Origin of the sequence: Roseomonas aeriglobus, from assembly GCA_016937575.1 — a bacterium.
GTDB lineage: Bacteria > Pseudomonadota > Alphaproteobacteria > Sphingomonadales > Sphingomonadaceae > Sphingomonas > Sphingomonas aerigloba.
This window is the reverse complement of record JAFHKN010000002.1, coordinates 1,297,757-1,322,935: the sequence shown is the minus strand read 5'-3', so window position 1 is coordinate 1,322,935 and position 25,179 is coordinate 1,297,757. Positions and strand designations below refer to the sequence as shown.

Sequence of the window (25,179 nt, the reverse complement as noted above, 5' to 3'; positions counted from 1 at the left end):
CGCGACCGATCAATCCGCGCTAACGCGTCCACGTGCGCGCCCGTAGCTCAGCTGGATAGAGCAAGGAGCTTCTACCTCCTCGGTCGGGGGTTCGAATCCCTCCGGGCGCGCCAATTCCCGTTCACGTCGTGGCAACCGCGCCAAGCGTCAGGATCGACGTGACGTGGCGGTCGGCAACCTCCATCATGTCGGTGCCATATCCGCCGCCCAGCGCGCTTGCGATCGGAAGGCCGCGGTCACGCGCCAGTGTCGCAATCCAACGATCGCGTCTCACCAGCCCCTCGCGGCTCAGCGCCAGGCGGCCGAGCCGGTCGCCTGTCCAGGGATCGACCCCCGCCTGATAGAGGATCAGATCGGGCGCGAAGTCCGCGACGAGCGGCAACAACGTCGTTTCGAGTTCGGCCATATACCCGTCGTCGTCCACACCGTCCGGCAGGCCGACATCGACCGTCGATCGCGCTTTTCGCGCGGGAAAGTTCTTTTCGGCATGAATCGAATAGGTCGCGATATCGGTGCGGCCGGCAGTCAGACTGGCGGTGCCGTCGCCCTGATGAACGTCGCAGTCGACGATCAGCACGCGTCGTCCTTCCTCGGCCAGCCGTATCGCGGCGATGGCGAGGTCGTTGAACACGCAATAGCCCGCGCCCGTGTCGGCAAGCGCATGATGGCTCCCGCCCGCGGTGTTGGCCGCAAAGCCGCGCTCTTCGGCCAGCAGCGCTGCGAGATAGGTGCCGCCGGGCACCACGAAGGCGCGCCGTGCCACGAGCGGCGTGATTGGGAAACCGATGCGACGTTCTTTCACCGCAGGAACGCGTGCCGCGGCGACCTCCGCCACGTAATCGGTGTCGTGCACCGCCTCCACCCAGCGACGCGGCATCGGATCCGGCGTATGCCAGTCGAGCGCGGCGTTGCTGGCCAGCAACAGGTCACGGACGGCAGCATTCTTGGTCGGGCCGGAGCCGCGCAAGGTGGGCGCGACATAGTCGGGATGATGGACGACGGCGATCACGCCGCCTAGGTAGGCGCCCACCGATCCGCTCGCCAGCCGGAGACACCGATGAACGACCTGCCCTATCGCCCCTGCGCCGGCGTGATGATCCTCAACCGCGACGGCAAAGTGTTCGTCGGACAGCGGCTCGATTCGACGCTGGAGGCATGGCAGATGCCGCAGGGCGGGATCGATCCGGGCGAGGACGCGCTACAGGCCGCGATCCGCGAAGTCGGGGAAGAGACGGGAATTGCGCCAGAGCATCTGACACTGGTCGCCGAGGCGCCGGAGGAACTGCAGTATGATCTGCCCGAGGAATTGATCGGCAAGCTCTGGCAGGGCAAGTGGCGCGGGCAGCGCCAGCGCTGGTTCCTGTTTGCCTTTTCGGGCGCGGACGCGGACGTGAACATCCAGACCGCGCATCCCGAATTCCGCGCATGGAAGTGGGCCGACCCCGCGGAGTTGCCGGCGATGATCGTCCCGTTCAAGCGCTCCCTCTATGAAGCGGTGCTCGCCGCCTTCGACGAGCCGCTCCGCCGTCACGCCCAGCCGAAGCCGTAAATCGGTCCCGCTTTTGGTAAAGGGTCGACCTATGCGCGCCGCCCTGTTCCTCCTCTCGCCGCTGCTGCTCGCGAACGTCGATACTCCGCCCGCGCCGACGAGCACGCCCGCGCAGGCGACGCCGGCCTCGATCCCCGATCCGATCAAGGCGATGCTCGATGCGGCGATGACATCGGGCAGCGAGGCGGAGGTGCAGACGATCGCCAAATATGCCGCCTCTGCCGCACCGGAAAGCGCCGAGGCGATCCGCCGGATCGCCGGCGCGTGGAAGGACGCCCGGAGCGCAGCGGCGACCAGGACGCTGCAGGATTCGGGCTTCTTCGACCTAGTGCGCGGGCGCGTCGAGCTGGGGGGCTTCTACACCACCGGCAACACCAGCAACGTCGGCCTGACATTGGCCGCCGACGTCAAGCGCGAGGGCTTTCAGTGGCGTCACAAGCTGCGCCTGCTCGCCGAATATCAGGAGAGCGTGGGCATCACCACGCGCGAACATTATCTCGCCGCGTATGAGCCCAACTACAAGATCAACGACCGGCTCTATGCCTATGGCGCCGCGCAATATGAGGCGGACAAGTTCCTCGGCTATTTCTCGCGCTATTCGGCATCGGCGGGTGCGGGTTATACCGCGATCCGGTCGCCGCGCGTGACGCTGGACGTCGAACTGGGCCCGTCGTTCCGGCGCACCGCGTTCACCGATCAATCAATCGAGAACGAACTGGGCGCGCGCGGCAATCTCGACTTCGACTGGCGGCTGGCGAGTGGCGTGACGCTCAGCCAGGATGCGTCCGCCTATTTCCAAAACTTGAACTCGACGCTGGTCAGCCGTACCGCGCTCGCGGCCAAGCTGTTCGGCCCGCTGTCGGCGTCGATGTCGTACTCGGTCAACTATGAAAGTCGTCCCCCGGTGCGTCGCGTCAACACCGACACGACCAGCCGCGCGTCGCTGGTCTATTCCTTCTGACGCCAGAACCGATTTGGTAACATTTGTAACCAGGGGTTGCGGTCCCTACCCTGATCTGGGCTAGACTGCGGCCATGCCATTGACCGCCACCGAAGCCGCCGCCGTCGCGCGGGCCGGCGCCTCGCCGATGCTGGAGCGCACGCTGGCGTGGAGCGCGGTGAACAGCGGCACCGGGAATTTGCGCGGCCTCGCCACCGTAGCCGGGATGCTGGCGGACGCTTTCTCCGCATTGCCCGGCGCGATCACGCTGGTCGAGCCTGCACCGGCCGAGCGCGTTACCACCGATGGTCGCGCCGAGCCGGTCGCGCACGGCCGCCATCTCGTCCTGCGCGTCCGTCCCGACGCGGCGGTGCGGATGCTGTTCACCGGCCACATGGACACGGTCTATCCGCTCGATCACCCGTTCCAGACGATCGCCGAACTGCCCGACGGCCGGATCAACGGCCCGGGCGTGGCGGACATGAAGGGCGGGCTTGCCGTCATGCTCGCGGCCCTCGAAGCGGTCGAGGGGAGCCCCGGCGCGGGGGCCTTCGGCTATGACGTGCTGATCAACTCGGACGAGGAAACCGGGAGTTTTTCGTCCTCCGCGCTTATCGCCGAGCTGGCGCACGGCAAGGTCGCCGCACTCACCTACGAACCCGCCTTGGCCGACGGTGGCCTGGCCGGCGCGCGCGCGGGCACAGGGAATTTCTCGCTGGTCGTCCGCGGTAGAAGCGCGCACGCCGGGCGCAACCCCGACGACGGCCGCAACGCGATCGTCGCCGCGGCAGCGCTCGCGCTGCGGTTGAAGGCGGTTCACGGCCCCGGCCTGTCGGTCAATCCGGCACGGATCGACGGCGGCGGGCCGAACAACGTCGTGCCCGACCTCGCCATCCTTCGCGTGAATTTCCGCCCCGCCCTACCCACGGACGTAGCGCGCGCGCGCACACATCTCGAGCAAGCGGTCGCCGCGGTCGCCGCAGAGCACGCCGTCGCAATCGAGGTGCACGGCAGCTTCAACCGCCCGCCCAAGCCGATCGACCCACAGGCGGAACGGCTGTTCGGCCTCGTCCGCGCGACCGGCGCCGACCTGGGCATCCCGATCGGCTGGAGCGCGACCGGCGGGGTGTGCGACGGCAACAACATCGCCGCCTGCGGCGTTCCGGTCGTCGACACCATGGGGCCGCGCGGGGGCGCGATCCATTCGGCGGACGAATTCCTGATCCCCGACAGCCTGACCGAACGCGCCGGGCTGTCAGCGGTCACCATCATGCGAATCCTTGAGGGGGGCCTTTCGTGAGTTTCGTCATCCGCGCCGCGCGCGATTCCGACCTGCAACCGCTTTACGAAATGGCGAAGCTGACCGGAGGGGGCTTCACCAACCTACCGCCGGAAAAGGCAGCACTGCGGGCAAAGCTCGATCGTAGCCACGCTGCTTTCGACCGCGACGGCGACACCATCGAGGATGAGCTGTTCGTCCTGGTCCTCGAAAATCTCGAAACCGGCGATGTCCGCGGCACCTGCCAGATCTTCCCGCAGGTCGGCCAGCGCTGGCCCTTCTACAGCTACCGCATCGGCACGATCACGAAGCGCAGCGAGGAACTCGGCCGCACGTTCAGCGCGGAAATCCTGAACCTGGTCAACGACCTGGGCGGCGCGAGCGAAGTCGGCGGGCTGTTCCTGCACCCGGGCGAGCGCGCCGGCGGCCTCGGCCTACTGCTTGCGCGCAGCCGTTATCTGTTCATCCGCAACCACCGCCGGCGCTTCGGCGACCGTGTCCTGGCGGAGTTGCGCGGAATCATCGACGAAGCCGGCGGGTCCCCTTTCTGGGACGGCGTCGCCGGGCGATTCTTCGGCATGAATTTCCAGGAGGCGGACCAGTTCAACGCGATCCACGGCAACCAGTTCATCGCCGACCTGATGCCCAAGCATCCGGTCTATGTCGCGATGTTGCCCGAAAGCGCGCGCAGCGTCATCGGCCTGCCCCACCCGTCGGGGCGCGCGGCGATGCGGATGCTGGAAAATGAAGGCTTTGCGTTCGAGAATTACATCGACATCTTCGATGGGGGCCCGACGATGACGGCGCGCATCGACAGCGTGAAAACGGTGCGCGAGGCGCGCGATTTCGAGCTTACCGGTGTCGCCGAAGGCGGCGAGCCTTCGCTGATCGCCACCGGACGCCTGCGCGATTTCCGCGTGACGCTGGGCGAGGTCGGCGACGGTACGATCGATCAGGCGAGTGCCGCGGCGCTCGGCGTGTCGGTGGGTGACGTCCTCACGCAGGTCGAGCGCTGATGGCTCTGGTCGAGATCAACTTCGACGGGATCGTCGGGCCGAGCCACAATTATGCGGGACTGAGCCCCGGCAACCTCGCCGCGACCAAAAATGCGGGTGCCACCGCCCACCCGCGCGCCGCGGCGTTGCAAGGCATCGAAAAGATGCGGGCGAACCTCGCGCTCGGGCTGACCCAGGGCATCCTGCTGCCCCACCCGCGGCCCGACCACCGCTGGCTAGGAAGCCTTGCGACCGATTTTGCCGGCGCGCCCGCGCATCTTCGGGCGCAGGCGCTGTCCGCATCGGCAATGTGGGCGGCAAATGCGGCGACGGTGTCGCCCGCGCCCGATACTGCAGACGGGCGCTGCCACCTGAGCGTCGCCAACCTAGGCACCATGCCGCATCGCAGCCACGAATGGCCGGCGACCCTGGCGCAGCTGCGGATGGCATTCGCCGACCCCGCCTTCGCGGTCCACGCACCCGTCCCGCCGCCGTTTGGGGACGAAGGCGCCGCCAATCACATGCGGCTGTGCGCCGAGCATGGCGCGCCTGGCGTCGAGGTCTTCGTCTACGGCGTCGCCGGCGGTCCCTTTCCCGCGCGCCAGCACCGCGACGCGAGCGAAGCCATTGCGCGTCGTCACGGCGTTGCCGACGCCATCTTCGCTCGCCAATCCGATGCCGCGATCGCAGCCGGGGCGTTCCACAACGACGTCGTCGCCGTGGCCAACGAACGCGTGCTGTTCGCGCACGAACAGGCGTTCGAGGACCGCGAGCGGCTATATGCCGATCTGCGCACCCGCCTGCCCGAGGTCGAGATCGTCGAGGTGCCGGCTGCCGCGGTCAGCCTGGTCGACGCGATCTCTTCCTATCTTTTCAACGCGCAACTGGTGACCTTGCCGGGCGGCAGCATGGCATTGATCGTCCCTGGCGAGGCGCGCGATACGCCGTCCGTCTGGGCGTGGCTGCAGGCGCATCTGGCGGGCAATGGCCCGATCCGTCGGGTCGAGGTGGTCGACGTTCGCGAATCGATGGCGAACGGTGGCGGCCCCGCCTGTCTGCGTCTGCGCGTCGTCGCCGACCCCGCAACCGTCGATCCGCGTTTTCTGGTCGATGCTGCCAAGCTCGACCGCATTGCCGACGTGGTGCGGACCCTGTGGCCGGAGGCGATCCCGCACGACGCGATCGGCGACCCGGCGCTCGTCCGTCAGATCGAGGATGCCCGCCGCGCACTGTTCGAGACGCTCGACACTGTCGGATTACTTGACAGTTAACCACGTCGCTTCACGCCGGATTAACGGATTTCAGCGGTTGGCCCGGTCTTTGCGTCCTGCTCGACCATGTGGTCCCGCGTCACCCGCCTTTTCACGATCAAGACCAAGTTCGAGGCGTTTCTCGTAATCTACGGCCTCGGCGTCGGCGCGGTCGAACGCGGGGTGCGCTACCTCGACGCCTATCCCGGCGTCGGCGGCTGGATGTTGTTCGCGGTCTGCCCGATCGCCGTCTTCATGGCCGGCGGGAGAATTCTCGACTCGCTGGAACGCGACTGAGGTTTCGTTCGCACGCCTTCTGGGCTATGCCTGATACATGGCAAAGGACGGCATTCTGCACCGCTGGTTTCGCGCGCATCCCGAAAGCGTCGGCGAGACCTATGTCGAGCATTTCGGCGTCGCATCGAGCTTCGGCACGAAGATGATCGCCGGTGGCCTCGCCTGCATGGTCCATGCGATCCTGCCCAATTTCTTCGAGCGCACGGGCAGCAATACGGTGAAGGCGCTCTATTCGAAGATGGTTTCCCGCCAACCCGGCGCTCGACGTCCCGCGTATGAAGAACCGCAATGGCGCCCGGAGTACGAGATTTAAGCCACGGTTCCCCATTGGTCGTTCGTGCCCAGCGCGTCGACGCGCGCGCCTAATCCAAGCGCCCTGCGGCTGCCCGGCTGCGGCAACCGCGCAGGACCGGATCGGACAGGTGCAGCGCGACCGGCGGGTGGTTTGGAACGCTGCCCCTTCCCTCTTCCGCGATAGCTTGCCAAAGGGAGGGCATGCCGATGCCGCCGCTCCCCGATCTCGACACGCTGTCGATGGACGAGGTCGTCGCCCAAATCGCCGCACAATCTGCCGCCCCGGTCGAAAAATGGCACCCGAGCCATTGCGGCGACAGCGAGATGCGGATCGCCAGCGACGGGCAATGGTATCATCAGGGCTCGCCGATCGGGCGCAGGGACATGGTCCGCAAGTTCGCGACGATCCTGCGGCGCGAAGCGGACGGCGGCTATGTGCTGGTCAACCCTGCCGAAAAGCTCGACATCACGGTCGACGACGCGCCTTTCGTCGCAGTGAAGATGAAGGTGGCGGACGGGCGGATCGCCTTCCAGACCAACGTCGGCGACCTGGTCATCGCGGGGCCCGACCACCCGCTGCGATTTGACACTAAGGCGGACGGCCCTCATCCGTACGTCCGCATCCGGGGCGGGCTCGATGCGCTGATCGCCCGGCCGCTCTATTATGATCTCGCCAACCTCGCGCTCGAGGGCGGAGATACGCCACCGGGCGTGTGGAGCGACGGCGCTTTCTTCCCACTGGAACCCGCATGACGCTTGCCGATCGGCTCCGGGCCGCGCTCGACGCGGGGTCCCGCGATGCGCTCGAATTGCTGACCGGCGACCTGAGCGCCCTCGAACTGGAGGGTGCACCACCCGCGACCCAGGCCGCGGTGCTGGTCGCCGTGACCGACCGAGCCGAACCGGGTGTTCTGTTCACCCGCCGGACCGAAACGCTGCGCGCACATGCGGGGCAGGTGGCGTTCCCCGGCGGCCGGATCGACCCGGAGGATGCGGATGCCGTTGCCGCGGCAGTGCGCGAAGCACGTGAGGAGATCGACCTGCCCCCCGATATGGTGACGGTCGTCGGTGCCGTTGCGCCGTACCGCACCGGCACCGGATACAGCGTGACTCCCGTCATCGGCGTCATCCCTCCCGACCTGCCGCTGAGACCGTCGGAGGCCGAAGTTGCCGCCGTGTTCGAAGCGCCGCTCGCCTATGTCCTCGATCCTGCCAACCACCACGCGGAAACCGCGATGTGGAAAGGGCGCGAGCGGCATTACATTCGCATCGACTGGCAGGGCGAGACCATCTGGGGCGCGACCGCGGCGATGCTCGTCAATCTGTCGAAGCAACTGAAATGGTGACCCTTCCCCCCACCGACTGGCGCCAGCGCGCCGGGCTCGACACGCTGATCGACGCGCTCGGCGGTGGCCAGGATGCGCGCTTCGTCGGCGGCGCTGTGCGCGACGCTCTGCTCGGCCTGCCGGTGGCGGATCTCGATATCGCGACACGGCATGATCCGGAGCAGGTGATGCACGCGCTCCGCCGCGCAAGGATCAAGGCAGTGCCGACGGGCCTCGCTCACGGCACGATCACTGCGGTCATCGCAAGCGGTCCGGTCGAGGTCACGACGCTGCGCCGCGACGTCTCGACCGACGGTCGCCACGCGGTCGTCGCCTTTACCGACGACTGGCGCGAGGATGCCGCCCGCCGCGACTTCACGATGAACGCACTCTACGCCGATCCACAGACGGGCGAGGTGTTCGATTATTTCGGCGGTCTCGCCGACCTGAAGGCACGCCATATCCGCTTCATCGGCGACGCGCGCCAGCGGATTGCCGAGGATCATCTCCGCATTCTGCGCTTCTTCCGCTTTCTCGCCCGCTTCGGCGACACCCCCGACGCAGAGGGGCTGGACGCCTGCACCGAGCGCGCCAACGATCTGATGGCGCTGTCGCGCGAACGTATCCGCGACGAAGTGCTGAAGTTGCTCGTCGCGCGCGACGCGGTGCGGGTCGTGCGGCTGATGCTCGACCGTGGTATCTTCCGCCCCGTTCTGCCCGAAATCGGCCAAGCCGGTGTCGCCCGCCTGGCAGCGCTCGCCGATGCCGAGGCGGCACAGGGCATCGGCGCCGATTCGATCCGCCGCCTCGCGGCCCTGATCGGCCCTGACGCGGCGATCGAGGTCGGCGCACGACTGAAGCTGTCGAATGCGGAGCGCAAGCGGCTGGAGGCGGCCGGCCTGGGCGCCGGTGACGAAGGCCCGCGCGCGCTCGCCTATCGCGTCGGTCTTGAGAGCGCGCGCGACCGGCTGCTGCTGGCGGGCGCCGATGCGCGCTTCCCGACTGAATGGATGCCGCCGCGGCTGCCCGTATCGGGCGGCGCGATCGTTGCGCGCGGTATCGGCAAGGGGCCCGACGTTGCCCGCACGTTACGCGCGATCGAGGATCGGTGGATCGCCGAAGGTTTCCCCGACGACGTCGATGCGATCGTCGATGCCGCGGTCGCTCACGCCTTGTCGGCGGCGAGCAACCGGAACGCCTCATCGCTGTCGACCGGGCGCGAGTAGAGGAAGCCCTGGCCGTAGGTGCAACCGAGCGCCGCCAGCGTCTGGGCCAGTTCGTTGCTTTCCACCCCTTCCGCAGTCGTCTTCATGCCCAGCGCCTGCGCGAGGCTCAGGATCGCGCGGACGATCGCCACCTTGTCGCGATCGGCAAGCATGCCGGAGATGAAGCTACGGTCGATCTTCAGGACGTCGATCGGCAGGCGCTGGAGATACGCCAGGTTGGAATAGCCGGTGCCGAAATCGTCCATGGCCAGCCGGGTATCCAGCTCCTTCAACGCCTTCAGCGTGTCCGAAATCCGGTCGTGATCGCCGATGATCGCGCTTTCGGTCAGTTCCAGCGTGAAGCGGTTGCCGTCGACACCGTGCGTGTCGAGTGCGCGCCGTACCATCATCGGCACGTCGTCGCGCTGGAGCTGGATCGCGGACACGTTGACCGCGACGTTGACCCCGCAGTGCCGCCCCGCCCGATGATCCCAATCGGCAATCGCCTGCGCCGCGGCGTCCGCCGCCCAGCGACCGAGCGGAAGGATCAGCCCGCTTTCCTCCGCCACCGGGATGAATTCGCTCGGCGAGATCGCAACGCCGTCGGGCGACCAGCGCGCGAGCGATTCGAACGATACGATGCGCCCGGTCGACAGATCGCAGATCGGCTGGAAGGCGAGCGTCATCTCGCCATTCTCGATCGCGCGCCGCAGCCGCGTTTCGATCCCGAACTGCGTGCGAACGACGTCGTAGGACGTCCGACTGTACACCTCGACCTGTCCGGTCTGCTTCGCGCGCTTCACCGCGAATTGCGCGTGGCGGATCAGGTCCTCGGGCGCGACGATCTCATCGACGCCCAGTGCGATGCCGATCGAGCAGTCGACGCGAATTTCAAAGTCCGACAGGCGGAACGGGGTTGAGAGTGCGGCATGGAACCGGCGCGCGACGTTCATCGCATCCGACATCGCATCGTCGGTTTCGATAAGCACCGCGAATTCGTCGCCGCCGATTCGCGCCAGCATGTCGCGCCCGCGCAAGGCGCCCTTGATCCGGCGCGCGACCGAGATGAGCAATTCGTCGCCGGCCAGCGAGCCCATGCAGGCATTGACGCGACTGAACCGCGCAAGGTTCACGATCATCACCGCGTGCGATCGGGCGTTCGCCGTGGTTACATGGCTGTCGATCAGATCCTCGAAGCCAGCCCGGTTCGGCAGTCCGGTCAGGCTGTCGGACTGCATCTCGCGGCGCAGGCTGGTTTCCGTGCGTTGCTCGGGCGTCTGGTCGACCAGACTGATCAGGCAGCGTCCCGTCCCCCGCGCAGTCGCGCGGCGAGCGAGCATTACGCGGAAGTAACGGGCATCGATCGCCTCGCCGAACTGCCAGCTGAATTCTTGTTCGAGCGCATCCGATTCGAGAAAGGCGGCGATCCGGCCGCCCAGCAGTTGAACGACCGGCGATTCGGCGGCGACCGCACCCAGCCCGGCCTGGCGAAAGCGACGATTGACCGCGTCGAAGGTCACGGCGCCCCCGCGAAAGCTGACGATCGCGACGGGAACGGGGGAAAGATCGATGCAATCTGGCGGCCATGCCGGGCCCTGTGCACAGGTCGACGCCCCGGCGTCAGGCGCTGGCACGGCATCGGAAAGGCTGGGCGCACGCGCCTTGCGGAAGAGCATCGCCCGCCGGACTAACCCTGACTAGTTAAGGCGCCCTAAAGCAGGCCAAAGTGGATCAAGTTTGAAACCGGTTGTCGCGGGGGAAGCCCGTCGGCGGCATGCGCCCCGCCGCGCCGCGCGCCGCGCGCCACGGCGTCAGGTCGCTTTCGGTCCGCATGCGCCCGGCATCGCCGCCCATCGCCCACGTCAGTCCCTTGTCGAACCGGAAGGTGATCGCATCGGACAAGCCGCCGTCGCGGTAGCGCTGCAGTTGCACGCCCTGCCCGCGTGACAGCTCGGCCAGTTCGCTGATCGGGAAGACGAGCATCTTGCGATTGTCGCCGATCGCCGCGACGTAATCGTCGTCAGGATGGACGGGCTTCACCAGCGACAGCATCGCGCCGGTGCGCGGTGTCATCACCGTCTTGCCCTTGCGCGTCTCGGCGATCGTGTCGGCGGTCTTGATCAGGAAGCCGCGCCCGTCGGTGGCCGCAATCAGCAGCCGCTCCGCCGACGATGCACGCAGGAAGGCGATGATCTGTACGCTGCCGTCCAGGTCGATCATCAGCCGCACCGGCTCGCCGAATCCGCGACCGCCCGGCAGCTTGTCGGCGGCCAAGGTATAGAACCGCCCCGTCGCCGCCGCGAGCAGCAGCTTGTCGGTCGTCTGCGCGTGAAAGGCGAAGGCGGGGCCATCGCCCTCCTTGAATTTCATGGTCTCCGCCGACGCCAGATCGACATGCCCCTTCATCGCGCGGATCCAGCCACGTTGAGACAGGATGACGGTGATCGGCTCGCGTTCGATCATCGCCTCGAGCGGGATGATCCGCGTCGGGGCGGCCTCCGCAATCGTCGTCCGCCGCGCGCCCAGTGCGGTTTCCGGTCCATACCGGTCGTGTATCTTGCCGAGGTCGCGCTTCAACCGCGTCCGCTGGCGCGCGTCGGACGACAACAGGGTCTGCAGCTCGCCCTGTTCCTTCGTCAGCGCATCGCGCTCGCGGACCAGTTCCATCTCCTCTAGCTTGCGCAAGCTGCGCAGCCGCATGTTGAGGATCGCTTCGGCCTGCCGATCGGTCAGCGCGAATTCAGCCATCATCACCGGCTTGGGTTCGTCCTCGGTCCGGATGATCTCGATCACGCGGTCGAGGTTGAGGTAGGCGATGATGTAACCGCCCAGCAATTCCAGACGATCGGCGATCTTCTGCAATCGGTGTTCGGACCGGCGACGCAGCACGACGAACTGATGTTCGACCCAAGCCGACAGTGCCTCGCTGAGCGACATCACCCGCGGCGTGCGCGTCTTGTCGAGCACGTTGAGGTTGAGCGGCACCCGCGTTTCGAGGTCGGTCAGGCGATACAGGCTCTCGGTCAGCGTTTCCGGGTCTACCGTGCGGGCGCGCGGTTCGATGACGATGCGCACTTCCTCGTCGCTCTCGTCGCGGACGTCGCCGAGGATCGGCAATTTCTTTTCGTTGATGAGCGCAGCGATGCCCTCGATCAGCTTGCCCTTCTGCACGCCGTAGGGGATTTCGCTGACCACCAGATACCAGCCGCCGCCCTTTTCACGCTCGACGGCGATTCGCGCGCGCACGCGAAAACCGCCGCGGCCGGTGGCATAGGCTTCTGCGATTGCCGCGGGGCTGTCGACAACCAGGCCGCCGGTCGGAAAGTCCGGGCCCTTCACATGATCGAGGACGTTGGCCTGCGGATTGTCGATCAATGCCACCGCCGCGTCGATCAGCTCCGCAGCATTGTGCGGCGGGATGCTCGTCGCCATGCCGACGGCAATGCCGGCCGCGCCATTCGCCAGCAGGTTGGGGAACAGGCCTGGGAACAGCTCCGGCTCCTGCTCCTCGCCGTTATAGGTCGGGCGAAAATCGGTGGCGTCCTCGTCCAGGCCCGCCATCAGGTCGATCGCAACCTGCGTCAGCCGCGCCTCGGTATAGCGATAGGCCGCGGCGTTATCACCGTCGATATTGCCGAAGTTGCCTTGCCCGTCGACCAGCGGATAGCGCAGCGCAAACGTCTGCGCGAGGCGGACCATCGCGTCATAGACCGACTGATCGCCGTGCGGATGATATTTGCCGATGACGTCGCCGACGACGCGCGCGCACTTCTTGTAGCCGCTTGCCGGGTCGAGCCGCAGCAGCCGCATCGCCCATAACAGGCGACGGTGCACAGGCTTCAGCCCGTCGCGCACGTCCGGTAGCGATCGCGCCGTGATCGTCGACAGGGCGTAGACGAGGTAACGCTCGCTCAGCGCGCTATCGAAGGGAGCATCGATGATGGGGTCGACGGGTAGGGTTGCCATGCGACGGCAAGCGTTAGCAGGGCGCGCTCAGCGACGCAAAGCCACCATAACGGTCGTAAAAATCATTGCCATGCTCATAGATTTGTAAGCTATTTTCGATAAAATCGCGATCCCAGGGAGAAAGAGGATGGTCACCGAAGCGGTCCGCATCGCGACGCTCAAGGGGTATGACGTGCTCGACACCGGCGCCGAGCCGGCGTTCGACGATCTGGCCCGTCGGATCGCAACGACGTTCGCCGTGCGCAGCGCCATCGTCTCGTTCATCGATGAAGAGCGTCAATGGTACAAGGCGCGTTACGGCGTCGAAAGAAATGCCGTCCAGCGGGCCCAATCCTTCTGCACCCACATTCTCGACAGCGACGATGTGACGGTAGTGCCCGACGCCCGGCTGCATCCGCTGTTCCGGACCAACCCCCATGTCCTGACCGACGGCGGGGTCCGCTTCTACGCCGCTGCGCCGATCAAGGCACTCAACCGTGCGCGGCTGGGGACGGTCTGCATTTTCGATCCCACTCCCCGCGCCGACGGGCTGAGCGAGCGTGACAAGCGCCAATTGTCGAGTTTCGCCGCGCAGGTGGTCGAACTGCTCGAGGGGCGGCGCAACGCGAGCCGCGCGCGCGACCGCGCCGCCGGCGTCCCGATGCGCCCGACGATGCCGAACGCAGGCTGACACGCCCCTTTTCGCGAGACCTATGTTTTCGCTAGGCTCCCGCCATGTTTCTTCACGCCCTGCTCGCCGCTAGCCTTACGCTCATGACCGGCGATCTCCTCACCTGGCCCGATCTGGCCAAACGCCCCAAACCCGAACCCGATGCCACCGTCGCCTATGGCCCGGATTCGATGCAGAAGGTCGACGTGTGGCTGCCGAAAGGCTCCAGGCCACCGTACAAGACCGTGCTGATGGTCCACGGCGGATGCTGGCAGACGTCGATCGCCGATCGCAGCCTGATGAACTGGATCGCCGACGACTTGCGCCGCGATGGCTATGCGGTTTGGAACATCGATTATCGCGGCGTGGACCGGGCGGGCGGCGGCTATCCTGGCACTTTTGCCGATGCCGCCATGGCCGCAGACCGATTGTCGCGTGAAGCGAAGCGCTTCGGACTCGACACACGCCGCATCGTCGCGGTCGGCCATTCGGCGGGCGGGCATCTGGCGCTGTGGCTGGCGGCCCGGCCGAAGCTGCCGAAGGATAGCGTGTTGCGTACCGTGCGGTCGCAACCGATCGACACCGTCGTCAGCCTGGGCGGGCTGCCCGATCTGGAGGCGACCGCCGCCAGCCCGGACAATGGTTGCGGCACGGACGTGGTCGCGCAGCTGGTCGGCACGGGTCGCGCCGATCCCTACGCCGATACGTCCGTTCCCCGCCTTTTCCCGCTGGGGGTCCGACAGGACCTGGTGAACGGACGCGAGGACAAGATCATCCCATATCGCATGGCGACCGACTATATCGCTGCCGCGCAGGCCAAGGGGGACCGGGCGGTGCTGCACACGGTCCCCGCCACCGGCCATGTCGAACTGGTCGCGCCGGAGAGCGCTGCCTGGGCGGAGACGAAGCGTCTGATCGCGCAGGCGTTCGCGCGGCGGTGACACCCCCCCCGCCACCGTCATCCCCGCGAAGGCGGGGATGACGACGTAGAGCGGATCGCTCCTTACATCCCCGCCCAGCGCGTCACCGCCGGGCGCAAGCGATCCGCAAACACCGCGCGATTCCTGATCGCGTTCACCGTACGCTGCGCCGGCGCGCGGGAGGCGGCGGGCAGGTTCTTCTCCGCCCAGGCGGTAATCTTTCCCGGCATCGCCGGATCGTTCGACCCGCCGCCCAGCTGGACGATGAAGCTCGAGCGCGAACTCGTCTCCAGCATGGCGTTGATCGTCGCTGCATTCGCCGTCGCGAAATCGAACGCCATGTCGGGATGCTCGCGAGCGATGGTGGCGAGCAGGCTGACCTTCTGCTGGTCGGTGAAGTCCGATGTCTTGACCAGATCGAGCGCCCGGCGCGCCAGTGCGTCGTCCTTCGCGATACCCAACAGGTTGATATAGTTGTTCTTGACCACCGGGTTGGTTTCCGCCCGCGCGGCGGCGAGCAGCGCGTCCCAGTCCTCGGGCGTGGCGTTATGCGCGAACGTCCCAAGCATCGGCGCGCGGATCGCCGGCGGGATCGCCGAGGAATCGCGACGAACGGCCGCGAAATATTTGCGCGCGCGCTCGACCACGCGCGGATCGCCCGCCCCGCCCAGCATCGACACCAGCTGCTCGCGCAGGTTCGTCACCTGCGCGTCGTCGTCGCGCTTGGGCTCGAGGCCATAGCGATCGAGCGCGGGCGCGAGGATCTGGAGTGTCCTGGCCTGCATCCGCTCGCCGAGCGGCGTACCTTCGTAGAGCGCCGACAGCCGCGCGAGCTGACCGGCCGCCATCGTCCAGACCAGCGGATCGGCATTGGTGGTGACCGCACCCAGGGTTTGGAAATAGAGTGCCAGATCCTGGTCACCGCTGAACCCGAGCGCCAGATCATCGCCCATGAAGCCGACCTGGTCCGCCACTGGCAGGGTGCCGAAGGTCTTCACGATGGCGTCATGACCAGCCCCATCGTAGCGCGTGCGATAATAGCCGCCCATGCCGGGGTTGACGAAGACGGGCCCGCACGCGGCCGTCGCAGTCTGCGGGGTGGCGCCGCGGACTTCCTTCGCCCCACTGCCCTGCTGGCCGCCGCCCAGCGTCGTCCAGGTGACCGGCACGCGCCAGGTCTGCGGCGCCTTCGACGCCGCGTCGAGCCCGAAGCGGGTCTGGCGGAACGTCACGTTCGCGCGACCGCCCGTGCAGCCGCCCGTGGTGACGCTGATCAACGGTACCCCGCCCTGCAACGTGAAGTCGCGCATGAACGGCGCGACGTCGCGGCCCGCGGCGGCCGAAATCTCGGCCCACAGCTGATCGGTGACGGTGTTGCCATATTTATACTTCGCCATGTAGCGCCGCACGCCGTCGCGGAACTTCGCCTCGCCGACGGTGCTCTCCAACATGTCGATGACGGCCTGACCCTTCTGATAGGTGATCGTGTCGAACGCTTCGCCGATCTGGTCGACCGTCGTCACCTTGCGGATGACCGGATGCGTCGCCGCGGTCGCATCGGCCCGCATCGCCGCTTCCCGCTCGGTCGCGACGGTCAGCGCGCGATAGATCCACTGCGGGTTGAGATCGTTGGTCGCCTTGCCTTCCATCCAGCTGGCGAAGCCTTCGTTCAACCACAGATCGTCCCACCAGCGCATGGTGACGAGGTTGCCGAACCACTGATGGGCCATCTCATGCGCGATGACAGAATAGATCCTCTGCTGGTTGCCGACCGTCGCGCGCTTGGCATCGAACAGCAGTTCGGGTTCGAAATAGAAGATCGCGCCCCAATTCTCCATCGCGCCGAAGAATTGCGACGATCCGGGGCCGGCGATCATGTCCATCTTGGGCAGCGGATAGGGTTGGCCGAAATACGCCTCGTAATAGGGTAGCAGGCGCTTGGCGGCGGCCAGCGCATAATCGGCCTGGTCGATGACGCCACGGCGGGTGATCACGCCGATCTCAGTCTTGCCGGCCATCACCGTCTTGCGCTCGACATCCCCCATGCCGAGGTACAGTAGGTAGCTCGACATGATCGGGCTCTCGGCGAAGCTGTACAGCTGCTTGTCGCCGCTGAGCTTCGTGACCTTCGCCGGCATGTTGGAGAACGCCGTCTGGCCCTTCGGCGCGACGGCCGACAAGGTGAACTTCGCCTTGAACGCCGGCTCGTCCCACATCGGTGCGAAGCGGCGCGCGTCGGGTGCCTCGAACTGGGTGGCGAGCATCCGCGCCTTGCTGCCGTCCGGATTCGTGTAATCGATTGCGAAAAGTCCGGCAGCCGAAGTGTTGATCTTGCCCGACCAGACAAAGGCGACGCGGTGATTGCCCGCGGTCAACGGCTTGGCGAGGTTGAGCGTCAGCGTCTGCGCTTCGGCATTCAGCACCGGCTTGACTTGCACGCCATCGACGCTGGCCAGCGTCACATTCAGGTCGGCCGCGTTCAGCACGATCGTCTTGGTCGGTGCGGTCACGCGGACGTTTACCGTCTCGCTGCCGGTGAAGGTCATCGCGCCCGCATCGGGCTCGACGCGGATGTCATAGCTGACCGGCACGACCGTCTTCGGCAGCTGCCCCTGCGCGAGCGCGGGCGTCGAAACGGTCATCAACAACAGGGCAGTGGCAAGGCGCTTCATTCCGACACTCCGGGGCATTTATTCGATGAGCCGGTCTGTGCGCCCGCCGGCCGCACGGCGCAACCGCCCCGCGCCGACGATCTCACGAAGCGCACACAGGGTCGGCTGGACAGCCCATTTGGGTTGCGGCAGAAAACGGATCATGGCTCTACCCCCCCTGTTCGATCGCCTTCGGCTTCCCGTCATCGGCTCGCCGCTGTTCATCATTTCGAACCCCGACCTGGTCATCGCCCAGTGCAAGGCGGGCATCGTCGGTAGCTTCCCCGCACTCAACGCACGCCCGCAAGCGTTGCTCGACGAGTGGCTTCACCGGATCACCGAAGAGCTCGCGGCGTGGAATCGCGACAATCCCGACGCGCCGGCCGCCCCGTTCGCGGTCAACCAGATCGTCCACAAGTCGAATGACCGGCTTGAGGCGGATCTCGCGACCTGTGCGAAGTGGCAGGTGCCGATCATCATCACCTCGCTGGGCGCGCGCGAGGATCTGAACACCGCGGTCCAGGGCTGGGGCGGAATCACACTGCACGACGTCATCGACGACCGCTTCGCGCGCAAGGCGGTGGAGAAAGGCGCCGACGGGCTGATCGCGGTCGCGACCGGCGCCGGCGGCCATGCCGGGCGGCTGTCGCCCTTCGCCATCGTTCAAGAAATCCGGCAGTGGTTCGACGGACCGCTCGCGCTGTCGGGCTCGATCGCGACCGGCGACGCGGTGCTCGCGGCGCAGGCGATGGGCGCGGACCTCGCCTATATCGGCTCGCCCTTCATCGCGACGGCGGAAGCCAATGCCGTCGATGCCTACAAGCAGGGGATCGTCGCGGGGCGGGCGAGCGATATCGTCTATTCGAACCTGTTCACCGGCGTCCACGGCAACTATCTGCGCGGCTCGATCGAGGCCGCCGGGCTCGATCCCGATAATTTGCCCGAGGGCGACCTGAAGACGATGAACTTCGGCGGTAACGACGGGTCGAAGGCCAAGGCGTGGCGCGATATCTGGGGATCGGGCCAGGGCATCGGCGCGGTCGATGCGGTGATGCCGGCCGGAGACTATGTCGCAAAGCTGGCGCGCGAATATGCGGCGGCGCGGGCGCGCCTGGGGGCTTGAGGCTCTATCCTCATCCCCGCATCCGCGGGGATGACGGCGGATCAGGCGGAGCTGAACCTGCTCTCAACTCGCCAGCGCCAGCGCCAGTCGATCCTGTATCGAGCGCACCGGGCTTTCGACCATCCGCGGACGCGCTTGCGCGACGTCGAACCGCCCGACCCGGCGATGGAGGTCGATACTCGCGCCGATCAGGATACGCGCCGTATCGGGCAGCATCGTGATCGCCCCCTCGTCGGTCAGCGGCGCATCGCCCAGCCGGCGCGAGGGATCGAGTGCATCGGCCACCCGCAATTCCCCGTTCGCCACCGCGCGCTGGGTGAGCAGCCAGGCGATGACGTGCATCAGCCGCGTCGTGACCTTCATCGATTCGCACGAGAACAGCACCCGCGACAACGCATCGAGCGACTCGCGGTCGGCGCGCCCGGCTTCGTCGAAATAGCCGCGCGCCTCGTCGGCCAGCAGCATCGATTCGACGTAAAGCGAATCGATCAGCCGGCGATGCATCCTCGAATGCGGCGCGTCGCGCATCTGCTACTCCCTGTCCCCTGTGCGGAACACGTGCCATGACGCGACTCGGCACGCCAAGACCGATTTTGGGTTAACGCACCGACAGGGTGTCCCGATCCGGCGCGATCACTTGCGAAGCTAACGACCCGTTTACCGTCCACGTCACGGCGCTGTCCGCTCGTCAGGCGATGATGTCGGGAATCAACATGTCTTCCAGCTGCGCCATTTCGTCCTTCAGCAACAGCTTGCGCTTCTTCAGCCGCGCGATCAGCAGCTGATCGGGCGCGGTCTGGCACAGCAGCGCCTCGGCCGCGGCATCCAGGTCGCGATGCTCGACCTTCAATGCCGCCAGTTTCTGCCGAACCTCGGCCTCGTCCATCGACCCCACCCTTCGCTCACGCACGTTTCGTCACGCAAAACCGCACGCGTCACCGATTGCATCCAAAACGCCCCGCGACAAGCGCTGCGATCCATGGTCTACTCATCCTCCCGCAACTGAAAGCAAGGAGAGAACAATCCATGCAGACCGCGCATTATACGGCGCTCGAAGCCAAGCATGCTTCGCTCGACGCCCGGATCGCAGACGAGCAGGGACGACCGGCGCCGGACCAGGCAGCCATCGCCGAACTGAAGAAGCGGAAGCTGCGCCTCAAGGAAGAAATGGCGAACAGCTGATCCCGCAGCAGGATCGCTAGACACGGCGAAGCCCGGCGACTGCAGCGCCGGGCTTTTTCGTATGGGGTGAGGCCCGGGCGGCCGCGGTGGCGAAACCGCCGCCCCTGACGACGCTACAGGATTCCGCGTTTGACCGCGGCCGCCCTGCGCGAGGGGACCGCCACTGGCTTGCGCGCCTTCTTGGGGTCGATCTCCTTGTCGAAGGCGATGCCCATCCGGCCCTCCGCGACCCAGGCGACCCGACCCGCGACCAGCCCGACGCCACGCACGTCGACTTCCGCCGCATCGCCGATGTCCGCCCGGCCGGCATATTCGGCCATCAGGCCCCCGCTCGACAGATTGCGGATACGCACGGTGACGGGCACTGCCATCGACGCGAGCTTGAGCGGTGCGACCAGCAGCAGGCTGTCGCGCCCGCCGTCGCGGCCAGCGGCCGCTCCGGATGCGGCATCGAGGCCGGCAAATTCGCCTGAAGAGGAAAACTGGTCCATCATCGTCCCGGCCGAGTGGAAGATCGTATGCGCGACGCGATTAGATCACGCCGAATCTTGCCACTTCGTAAACGCCGGCACGGAACCGCTGAACCGCGTCAGTCCTCGCGCGAGACACGCTCGTTGCGCTCGTGCCGCTCCTGGGCCTCGACGGTCATCGTCGCGGTCGGACGGGCTTCGAGTCGACCGAGCGGGATCGGCTCCCCGGTCACTTCGCAATAGCCGTATTCGCCCTCGTCGATCCGGCGCAGCGCCGCGTCGATCTTGGCGATCAGCTTGCGCTGGCGGTCGCGGGTGCGCAGTTCGATGCCCCAGTCGGTTTCGCTGGTCGCGCGATCGGCAATGTCGGATTCGCGCAGCGAATCGGTCTGCAATTGTGTGAGCGTACCGGCGGCCTCGCGATAGATCGCGTCCTTCCACGCATTCAACTTGGCGCGGAAATAGTCCTGCTGGCGCGGATTCATGAAGGGTTCATCGGCGCTGGGCCGATATCCGTCGCCTGTGTCGTTCGCCGGAAACGGAATGTCGCCCGACGTCTCGAGAACCGTAGCCATCCCCACTCTCCACTTCGGTTCTGTCGGGAGATCGCGTCTCTCGAAAGACCGCTTCATTGTGCCCGCGCCGCCTATAGGGAAGCGCCGGGGGCACCACAAGCGACCGATTCGAAACCGTCGGCCACTGTGTTGTGTTTGGCACAGTCCGGCTGTCTTGGCGCTGAACGGCCGATCTCGATCAAGCCGTTTTGAACGCATCCTTTCTTCAGCGGGCCACGACAAGCATTCGATTCCGTCCCGAAATAATACGTTAACCATGCCACCATCGTCGGCTGGTGATCATTTCAACAAATTGCCAAGCTTTTCATAGTTAACGCAGTTGCACTTAACGGTTTGTTCTGCACTTTCCTGAGACATCGCCGAAAGGTCGCACGCTAAAACTGGCGGACGATCAGGCACTTTGGGAAGTTTGTCGTCATGTCCGTTCGGATGGCTCTTGCGAAACTCAGCGCCTTTGCGGCCGGTGGTGCCCTTATCGGCGGCGGTGCGGTGCATGTCGCCGACCAGGTCCAGGCAAAGCGGGACTTTGCCGCCAAGCCCAACGTCAAGCGACCGCCCGCGCGGCCTGCGCCGCGAAAGGTCGTCCAGCGTCAGGTGGTTCGCCGTACCGTGTCCTATCAGGGCGGCGGTGACTGCGTGCCGTTCGCCGGCGCGGGCGCAAGCGGTGCGGGGATGGAGCGCACGGTCGTCACGCACGGCACCGGCGGGCACGGCAGCAGCGGTGGCGTTGGAGTCGGCGGGACCGGCTATGGTGCCGGCGCCGGGGCAGGCGCCAGCTATTCATCGCGTGAAACGCACGAAAGCGGTGGTGCCGGAGCGTCGTCGGGCAGCAGCAGCACCGTCACCTACGGCCGCATGGTCGTCGGCAGCGGGTCGTCGCGTCGCACGGTTCGCTGCACCATCCGCCGCGTCACACGCACGACGGGCGGCGGGGTCGTGGTCACGACAGCAGCTGCACCGGCACCCATGCCGGTCGTTTCGGGTGGCGGCGGTGGCGGCGCTCCGGTCGTGATCGGCGGCGGTGGTGGCGGCGGTGGCGGCGGTTTCTTCGCCGGCGGCTTCTTCGGTGGCGGCGGCGGTGGCGGCGGCGCAGGCGTCATCATCACATCGACGTCGAGCTCGTCCAGCTCCAGTTCCTCGTCGAGTTCCAGCTCGTCCAGCTCCAGCTCAAGTTCGTCGTCGAGCGGTGGCGATGTGAACATCGACATCGATAACAAGAACACGAACAACAACAATAATCAGAACAACAACGAAAATAAGAACTCGAACGAGAACAAGAACGAGCAGAGCCAGAACCAGGGTCAGGGTCAAAACCAGGGCCAGAACCAGGGCCAAGGTCAGGGTCAGGGTCAGGGCCAAGGTCAGAATGGCGGCGGCAAGCCGGGTTCGTCTGGCGGTTCGGACTGCAAGTATAAGTGCGGCTCGTCGAGCGGCGGCTGGTCGTCGAACGGCGGATCCAACGGCGGCTGGTCGTCGAACGGCGGATCGAACGGCGGCTGGTCGTCGAACGGTGGCTGGTCGTCGAACGGCGGCTCCAACGGCGGCTCGAGCGGCGGCGACACCCCGCCGGGCCCGGACGGCCCCGCCCCCGTTCCCGCTCCGCCGATGCTCCTGCTGTTCGGTGGCGCCGCGGCCGCTCTGGTCGTTCGCAAGCGGCTGTCGAAGAAGAAGGACGATACCGCGGCCTGACCCTACCTGCCGGCAGAATGGAGAAAAGGCCCGGTTCCCTGGGGAGGGAGCCGGGCCTTTTCTGTGTCTGGGAAGCCTGCCTGTTCCCGGCGATATGGACGGCCTTACTCGGCGGCGATCAGCGCCTTCTCGATATCCGGGATCGGATGCCCCGTCAGATCCTTGGCCAGTTCGCCGGCCAGGCGGTCGATGACCTCCTTGTGATAATGTTTGCGCATCTCGCCCAGCGTCTTGGGCGGGGCAACGATGATGAGCTGTTCGAAGTCGTTTGCCAGAGCACGCTTCTTGAGCAGATCGGCGGCGGACGCAGCAAACCGGTCTTCCTCCTGCTGGTGGAAATCCACTTCGCCCATCGTCCCGCCGCCGGCCGCAAAGCTGCCGCCACGCGTGGAGGCGGCCCGGCCGGCCAGATCGGTCTTCTGGTCGCGATCGGCCGGGTTGGCCTGTTCCTCGGCGTGTTCGACCTGGAGATTGGGGGCAAGGCCATCGCCCTCGTTCCTCAGGAACAGCATCTTGCGACCGTCGGCGACGACCACCATGGCGTTGTGCGGAACCCGCATTCTTCTCTCCTTTGGTTTCGCTCGGACAACGTGCCGGGCGCCTGCGGGTTGCGCCGCTGACGAGGGCCCGTCATAGCGCGGCGCCATGCACGACATCCGCTTCATCCGCGAAAATCCGCAAGCTTTCGACGCCGGCCTCGCCCGCCGCGGTCTCAAGCCCCTCAGCACCGAGCTGCTGGCGATCGACGAACGCTCGCGCGCGCTGACGACAGAAGTGCAGGCGGTACTCGCCCGCCGCAACGAAGCCTCGAAGGCGGTCGGTGCGGCCAAGGCCCGTCGCGATGACCCGACCGACCTGATGGCGGAAGTCGCCGAGCTGAAGGAACGCCTGCCGCAGATCGAAGCCGAGCAGAAGGCGGTGGCCGAGCAGCTGACGGCGCGGCTCGCGACCATCCCCAATCTGCCGGCAGACGATGTTCCCGCCGGCGACGACGAAGCCGGCAACGTCGAGCAGAAGCGCTGGGGCACGCCCCGCAGCTTCGCGTTCGAGCCGAAGGAACATGCCGACCTGGGCCCGGCGCTGGGCATGGATTTCGACGCCGGCGCACGTTTGTCGGGCGCGCGCTTCACCTTCCTGCGTGGCGGGATCGCGCGGCTGCACCGCGCGCTCGCGCAGTTCATGCTCGACCGCCATGTCACGCAGAACGGCTATATCGAATGCAATCCGCCCGTGCTGGTCAACGACGGCGCGATGTACGGCACCGACAAACTGCCGAAGTTCGCCGAGGATTCATTCAAGACGACCGACGGCCGCTGGCTGATCCCCACGTCGGAGGTCAGCCTGACCGCCTCGGTCGCCGGTCGCATCCTCGACGATCTTGCCGAGCCCATCCGCATGACGGCGCACACCTTGTGCTTCCGCAGCGAAGCGGGCGCTGCCGGCCGCGATACCCGCGGCTTCATCCGGCAGCATCAGTTCGAGAAGGTCGAACTCGTCACCGTCTGCCGCCCCGAGGACAGCGACGCCGAGCATGAACGGATGACGGCCTGTGCCGAGGGCATCCTCGAAGCGCTCGCCCTGCCCTATCGCCGGATGTTCCTGTGCACCGGCGACATGGGCTTCGGCGCGCGTCGCACCTTCGATCTCGAAGTATGGCTGCCCGGCCAGAACGCCTATCGCGAGATTTCGAGTTGCTCGACCACCGGCGACTTTCAGGCCCGCCGCATGAACGCGCGGTACCGCCCCGCGGGCGAAAAGGGTACGCGGTTCGTCCACACCCTGAACGGTTCGGGGCTGGCGGTCGGCCGAACGCTGGTCGCGGTGATGGAGAATTATCAGCAGGAGAACGGCAGCGTCGTCGTGCCGGAGGTGCTGCATCCGTACATGGGCGGTCTTACGGTGGTGGAGCCGACGCGATGAACCCGCCCCTGAAAGGGGAGGTGGCGCGCGCCAGCGCGACGGAGGGGTGTCACCCTATCCGGATAGCGGAAAACCCCTCCGTCAGCCCTGCGGGCTGCCACCTCCCCTTACAGGCGAGGATTTAGGGTCGTGCGCATTCTGCTCACCAACGACGACGGCATCCACGCTCGCGGCCTCGGCATACTCGAACGTCTGGCGCGCACGCTGTCCGACGACGTCACCGTCGTCGCGCCGGCGGACGAGCAATCCGGCAAGGGTCGTTCCCTGACCCTGACGGAACCCGTCCGCCTGCGCAGCTTCGGCGAAAAACGCTGGGCGGTCACCGGCACGCCGACCGACGCAGTGATGATGGCGCTGGGCGAGATCATGGCGGATGCGCGGCCCGACCTGATCCTCTCGGGGATCAACCGCGGCGCAAATCTCGGCGAAGATGTCAGCTATTCGGGCACCGTTTCCGCGGCGATGGAGGGTGCGCTTGCCGGCATCCGCTCGATCGCGCTCAGCCAGCGCTATGCGACGCCGGCACCCGGCGAACGCGTCAGCTTCGATGCGGCGGAAGCGTGGTTCGAGCGGTCGGTTCGGCCCCTCATCGACATGGAATGGGCGCCGCGTACCCTGGTCAACATCAACTTTCCGCCCATCGCTGCCGACGCCGTCGCCGGGATCAAGGCCGTCGCGCAGGGACTGCGCGACTATGGCCGTCTGAAGATCGACAAACGTCGCGATCCGCGCGGGTTCGACTATTATTGGTACGGTCTCGGCACCGTGCCCTTCTCGCCCGTGATCGACACCGACCTGGAGGCGATCGAGGCGGGCTATGTCACCGTCACGCCGCTCCACCTCGACATGACGCATCGCGATTCGCTTGCTAGGGTGGCGGCTGTCTACGGAGACTGAAGG

At 66.5% G+C, this 25,179-nt stretch carries 26 protein-coding genes and 1 tRNA gene; 18 read left to right on the top strand and 9 right to left on the bottom strand.

Features of this window, described 5'->3' with window-relative positions; genetic code table 11:
* The first annotated feature begins 36 nt into the window (after nucleotides 1-36).
* A tRNA-Arg gene (locus tag JW805_06810) sits at nucleotides 37-113 on the top strand.
* 8 nt (nucleotides 114-121) lie between these two features.
* Here the strand turns inward: JW805_06810 and JW805_06805 are convergent.
* A complete protein-coding gene (locus JW805_06805) occupies nucleotides 122-1,030 on the bottom strand; it encodes a histone deacetylase (GenBank protein MBN2971725.1) in 909 nt (302 codons plus the stop codon).
* A 27-nt stretch (nucleotides 1,031-1,057) separates the two neighbouring features.
* On the opposite strand from JW805_06805, the gene JW805_06800 reads away from it, so the two are divergent.
* The 10 genes from JW805_06800 to JW805_06755 all read left to right on the top strand — a co-directional run bounded on the left by JW805_06800 (nucleotide 1,058) and on the right by JW805_06755 (nucleotide 9,155).
* Nucleotides 1,058-1,549, top strand: coding sequence for an RNA pyrophosphohydrolase (locus tag JW805_06800; GenBank protein MBN2971724.1), 492 nt, complete (start codon nucleotides 1,058-1,060; stop codon nucleotides 1,547-1,549).
* Nucleotides 1,550-1,580: 31 nt separating this feature from the next.
* Nucleotides 1,581-2,510 carry a DUF481 domain-containing protein gene (locus JW805_06795; protein ID MBN2971723.1) on the top strand — a complete coding sequence of 310 codons (930 nt, stop codon included), beginning with the start codon at nucleotides 1,581-1,583 and terminating at the stop codon, nucleotides 2,508-2,510.
* A 73-nt stretch (nucleotides 2,511-2,583) separates the two neighbouring features.
* Nucleotides 2,584-3,789 carry a hydrolase gene (locus JW805_06790; protein MBN2971722.1) on the top strand — a complete coding sequence of 402 codons (1,206 nt, stop codon included), beginning with the start codon at nucleotides 2,584-2,586 and terminating at the stop codon, nucleotides 3,787-3,789.
* Nucleotides 3,786-4,784: an arginine N-succinyltransferase gene (locus tag JW805_06785; protein ID MBN2971721.1), complete on the top strand. Its 999-nt coding sequence runs from the start codon at nucleotides 3,786-3,788 to the stop codon at nucleotides 4,782-4,784. Before JW805_06790 ends, JW805_06785 begins: the two co-directional genes overlap by 4 nt.
* A complete protein-coding gene (locus JW805_06780) occupies nucleotides 4,784-6,034 on the top strand; it encodes an N-succinylarginine dihydrolase (protein ID MBN2971720.1) in 1,251 nt (416 codons plus the stop codon). The genes JW805_06785 and JW805_06780 overlap by 1 nt, the downstream gene beginning before the upstream one ends.
* Nucleotides 6,035-6,100: 66 nt before the next feature.
* Nucleotides 6,101-6,310: a hypothetical protein gene (locus JW805_06775; protein MBN2971719.1), complete on the top strand. Its 210-nt coding sequence runs from the start codon at nucleotides 6,101-6,103 to the stop codon at nucleotides 6,308-6,310.
* 37 nt (nucleotides 6,311-6,347) lie between these two features.
* Nucleotides 6,348-6,623: a hypothetical protein gene (locus JW805_06770; protein MBN2971718.1), complete on the top strand. Its 276-nt coding sequence runs from the start codon at nucleotides 6,348-6,350 to the stop codon at nucleotides 6,621-6,623.
* Nucleotides 6,624-6,805: 182 nt separating this feature from the next.
* On the top strand, nucleotides 6,806-7,357 hold the full coding sequence (locus tag JW805_06765) for a DUF1285 domain-containing protein (protein MBN2971717.1): 552 nt from the start codon (nucleotides 6,806-6,808) through the stop codon (nucleotides 7,355-7,357).
* Nucleotides 7,354-7,950, top strand: coding sequence for a CoA pyrophosphatase (locus tag JW805_06760; protein MBN2971716.1), 597 nt, complete (start codon nucleotides 7,354-7,356; stop codon nucleotides 7,948-7,950). Before JW805_06765 ends, JW805_06760 begins: the two co-directional genes overlap by 4 nt.
* The gene (locus JW805_06755; protein MBN2971715.1) at nucleotides 7,944-9,155 is read left to right on the top strand and encodes a CCA tRNA nucleotidyltransferase; all 1,212 of its coding nucleotides are present in this window, start codon (nucleotides 7,944-7,946) and stop codon (nucleotides 9,153-9,155) included. The genes JW805_06760 and JW805_06755 overlap by 7 nt, the downstream gene beginning before the upstream one ends.
* Here JW805_06755 and JW805_06750 read toward each other — a convergent pair.
* Together JW805_06750 and parC are read right to left on the bottom strand one after the other, a co-directional pair.
* The gene (locus JW805_06750; GenBank protein ID MBN2971714.1) at nucleotides 9,095-10,810 is read right to left on the bottom strand and encodes a bifunctional diguanylate cyclase/phosphodiesterase; all 1,716 of its coding nucleotides are present in this window, start codon (nucleotides 10,808-10,810) and stop codon (nucleotides 9,095-9,097) included. The genes JW805_06755 and JW805_06750 overlap by 61 nt on opposite strands.
* Before the next feature lie 55 nt (nucleotides 10,811-10,865).
* On the bottom strand, nucleotides 10,866-13,100 hold the full coding sequence (gene parC, locus JW805_06745; GenBank protein ID MBN2971713.1) for a DNA topoisomerase IV subunit A: 2,235 nt from the start codon (nucleotides 13,098-13,100) through the stop codon (nucleotides 10,866-10,868).
* Nucleotides 13,101-13,227: 127 nt separating this feature from the next.
* Between parC and JW805_06740 the strand changes: the two genes are divergently transcribed.
* Nucleotides 13,228-13,770, top strand: a complete 543-nt coding sequence (locus tag JW805_06740; GenBank protein ID MBN2971712.1) for a GAF domain-containing protein — start codon at nucleotides 13,228-13,230, stop codon at nucleotides 13,768-13,770.
* A gap of 44 nt (nucleotides 13,771-13,814) precedes the next feature.
* On the top strand, nucleotides 13,815-14,690 hold the full coding sequence (locus JW805_06735) for an alpha/beta hydrolase (GenBank protein ID MBN2971711.1): 876 nt from the start codon (nucleotides 13,815-13,817) through the stop codon (nucleotides 14,688-14,690).
* 62 nt (nucleotides 14,691-14,752) lie between these two features.
* Here JW805_06735 and JW805_06730 read toward each other — a convergent pair whose 3' ends face one another.
* On the bottom strand, nucleotides 14,753-17,341 hold the full coding sequence (locus JW805_06730; protein ID MBN2971710.1) for a M1 family metallopeptidase: 2,589 nt from the start codon (nucleotides 17,339-17,341) through the stop codon (nucleotides 14,753-14,755).
* Between the two features lie 142 nt (nucleotides 17,342-17,483).
* On the opposite strand from JW805_06730, the gene JW805_06725 reads away from it, so the two are divergent.
* Nucleotides 17,484-18,443: a nitronate monooxygenase gene (locus tag JW805_06725; GenBank protein MBN2971709.1), complete on the top strand. Its 960-nt coding sequence runs from the start codon at nucleotides 17,484-17,486 to the stop codon at nucleotides 18,441-18,443.
* 63 nt (nucleotides 18,444-18,506) lie between these two features.
* Here the strand turns inward: JW805_06725 and JW805_06720 are convergent, their stop codons facing one another.
* Entirely contained in the window at nucleotides 18,507-18,971 is a 465-nt protein-coding gene (locus JW805_06720) for a DUF1465 family protein (protein ID MBN2971708.1), read from the bottom strand.
* 160 nt (nucleotides 18,972-19,131) lie between these two features.
* Nucleotides 19,132-19,329 carry a DUF465 domain-containing protein gene (locus tag JW805_06715; protein MBN2971707.1) on the bottom strand — a complete coding sequence of 66 codons (198 nt, stop codon included), beginning with the start codon at nucleotides 19,327-19,329 and terminating at the stop codon, nucleotides 19,132-19,134.
* Between the two features lie 140 nt (nucleotides 19,330-19,469).
* On the opposite strand from JW805_06715, the gene JW805_06710 reads away from it, so the two are divergent.
* Nucleotides 19,470-19,625 carry a YdcH family protein gene (locus JW805_06710; protein MBN2971706.1) on the top strand — a complete coding sequence of 52 codons (156 nt, stop codon included), beginning with the start codon at nucleotides 19,470-19,472 and terminating at the stop codon, nucleotides 19,623-19,625.
* Between the two features lie 113 nt (nucleotides 19,626-19,738).
* On the opposite strand, the gene JW805_06705 is transcribed toward JW805_06710, so the two are convergent.
* Together JW805_06705 and dksA are read right to left on the bottom strand one after the other, a co-directional pair.
* Nucleotides 19,739-20,116, bottom strand: coding sequence for a hypothetical protein (locus tag JW805_06705; GenBank protein MBN2971705.1), 378 nt, complete (start codon nucleotides 20,114-20,116; stop codon nucleotides 19,739-19,741).
* A 98-nt stretch (nucleotides 20,117-20,214) separates the two neighbouring features.
* On the bottom strand, nucleotides 20,215-20,670 hold the full coding sequence (gene dksA, locus JW805_06700; GenBank protein MBN2971704.1) for an RNA polymerase-binding protein DksA: 456 nt from the start codon (nucleotides 20,668-20,670) through the stop codon (nucleotides 20,215-20,217).
* A gap of 417 nt (nucleotides 20,671-21,087) precedes the next feature.
* On the opposite strand from dksA, the gene JW805_06695 reads away from it, so the two are divergent.
* Nucleotides 21,088-22,359 carry a hypothetical protein gene (locus JW805_06695; GenBank protein ID MBN2971703.1) on the top strand — a complete coding sequence of 424 codons (1,272 nt, stop codon included), beginning with the start codon at nucleotides 21,088-21,090 and terminating at the stop codon, nucleotides 22,357-22,359.
* A gap of 104 nt (nucleotides 22,360-22,463) precedes the next feature.
* Here JW805_06695 and JW805_06690 read toward each other — a convergent pair whose 3' ends face one another.
* Complete coding sequence (locus JW805_06690) at nucleotides 22,464-22,919, bottom strand: host attachment protein (protein ID MBN2971702.1); 456 nt, start codon at nucleotides 22,917-22,919, stop codon at nucleotides 22,464-22,466.
* A gap of 85 nt (nucleotides 22,920-23,004) precedes the next feature.
* On the opposite strand from JW805_06690, the gene serS reads away from it, so the two are divergent.
* Both serS and surE read left to right on the top strand, forming a co-directional pair.
* Nucleotides 23,005-24,279 (top strand): serine--tRNA ligase, encoded by a 1,275-nt coding sequence (gene serS / locus JW805_06685; GenBank protein ID MBN2971701.1) that lies wholly within the window; start codon nucleotides 23,005-23,007, stop codon nucleotides 24,277-24,279.
* A gap of 129 nt (nucleotides 24,280-24,408) precedes the next feature.
* A complete protein-coding gene (gene surE, locus JW805_06680) occupies nucleotides 24,409-25,176 on the top strand; it encodes a 5'/3'-nucleotidase SurE (protein MBN2971700.1) in 768 nt (255 codons plus the stop codon).
* Nucleotides 25,177-25,179 lie beyond the last annotated feature (3 nt).

What these genes read in the sequence shown, in the direction of transcription:
- JW805_06800 (MBN2971724.1), top strand. Translation starts at nt 1,058, where the DNA reads ATGAACGACCTGCCCTATCGCCCCTGCGCCGGCGTGATGATCCTCAAC.
- JW805_06795 (MBN2971723.1), top strand. Translation starts at nt 1,581, where the DNA reads ATGCGCGCCGCCCTGTTCCTCCTCTCGCCGCTGCTGCTCGCGAACGTC.
- JW805_06790 (MBN2971722.1), top strand. Translation starts at nt 2,584, where the DNA reads ATGCCATTGACCGCCACCGAAGCCGCCGCCGTCGCGCGGGCCGGCGCC.
- JW805_06780 (MBN2971720.1), top strand. Translation starts at nt 4,784, where the DNA reads ATGGCTCTGGTCGAGATCAACTTCGACGGGATCGTCGGGCCGAGCCAC.
- JW805_06775 (MBN2971719.1), top strand. Translation starts at nt 6,101, where the DNA reads ATGTGGTCCCGCGTCACCCGCCTTTTCACGATCAAGACCAAGTTCGAG.
- JW805_06770 (MBN2971718.1), top strand. Translation starts at nt 6,348, where the DNA reads ATGGCAAAGGACGGCATTCTGCACCGCTGGTTTCGCGCGCATCCCGAA.
- JW805_06765 (MBN2971717.1), top strand. Translation starts at nt 6,806, where the DNA reads ATGCCGATGCCGCCGCTCCCCGATCTCGACACGCTGTCGATGGACGAG.
- JW805_06760 (MBN2971716.1), top strand. Translation starts at nt 7,354, where the DNA reads ATGACGCTTGCCGATCGGCTCCGGGCCGCGCTCGACGCGGGGTCCCGC.
- JW805_06755 (MBN2971715.1), top strand. Translation starts at nt 7,944, where the DNA reads ATGGTGACCCTTCCCCCCACCGACTGGCGCCAGCGCGCCGGGCTCGAC.
- JW805_06750 (MBN2971714.1), bottom strand. Translation starts at nt 10,810, where the DNA reads ATGCTCTTCCGCAAGGCGCGTGCGCCCAGCCTTTCCGATGCCGTGCCA.
- parC (MBN2971713.1), bottom strand. Translation starts at nt 13,100, where the DNA reads ATGGCAACCCTACCCGTCGACCCCATCATCGATGCTCCCTTCGATAGC.
- JW805_06740 (MBN2971712.1), top strand. Translation starts at nt 13,228, where the DNA reads ATGGTCACCGAAGCGGTCCGCATCGCGACGCTCAAGGGGTATGACGTG.
- JW805_06735 (MBN2971711.1), top strand. Translation starts at nt 13,815, where the DNA reads ATGTTTCTTCACGCCCTGCTCGCCGCTAGCCTTACGCTCATGACCGGC.
- JW805_06730 (MBN2971710.1), bottom strand. Translation starts at nt 17,341, where the DNA reads ATGAAGCGCCTTGCCACTGCCCTGTTGTTGATGACCGTTTCGACGCCC.
- JW805_06725 (MBN2971709.1), top strand. Translation starts at nt 17,484, where the DNA reads ATGGCTCTACCCCCCCTGTTCGATCGCCTTCGGCTTCCCGTCATCGGC.
- JW805_06720 (MBN2971708.1), bottom strand. Translation starts at nt 18,971, where the DNA reads ATGCGCGACGCGCCGCATTCGAGGATGCATCGCCGGCTGATCGATTCG.
- JW805_06715 (MBN2971707.1), bottom strand. Translation starts at nt 19,329, where the DNA reads ATGGACGAGGCCGAGGTTCGGCAGAAACTGGCGGCATTGAAGGTCGAG.
- JW805_06710 (MBN2971706.1), top strand. Translation starts at nt 19,470, where the DNA reads ATGCAGACCGCGCATTATACGGCGCTCGAAGCCAAGCATGCTTCGCTC.
- JW805_06705 (MBN2971705.1), bottom strand. Translation starts at nt 20,116, where the DNA reads ATGGACCAGTTTTCCTCTTCAGGCGAATTTGCCGGCCTCGATGCCGCA.
- dksA (MBN2971704.1), bottom strand. Translation starts at nt 20,670, where the DNA reads ATGGCTACGGTTCTCGAGACGTCGGGCGACATTCCGTTTCCGGCGAAC.
- JW805_06695 (MBN2971703.1), top strand. Translation starts at nt 21,088, where the DNA reads ATGTCCGTTCGGATGGCTCTTGCGAAACTCAGCGCCTTTGCGGCCGGT.
- JW805_06690 (MBN2971702.1), bottom strand. Translation starts at nt 22,919, where the DNA reads ATGCGGGTTCCGCACAACGCCATGGTGGTCGTCGCCGACGGTCGCAAG.
- serS (MBN2971701.1), top strand. Translation starts at nt 23,005, where the DNA reads ATGCACGACATCCGCTTCATCCGCGAAAATCCGCAAGCTTTCGACGCC.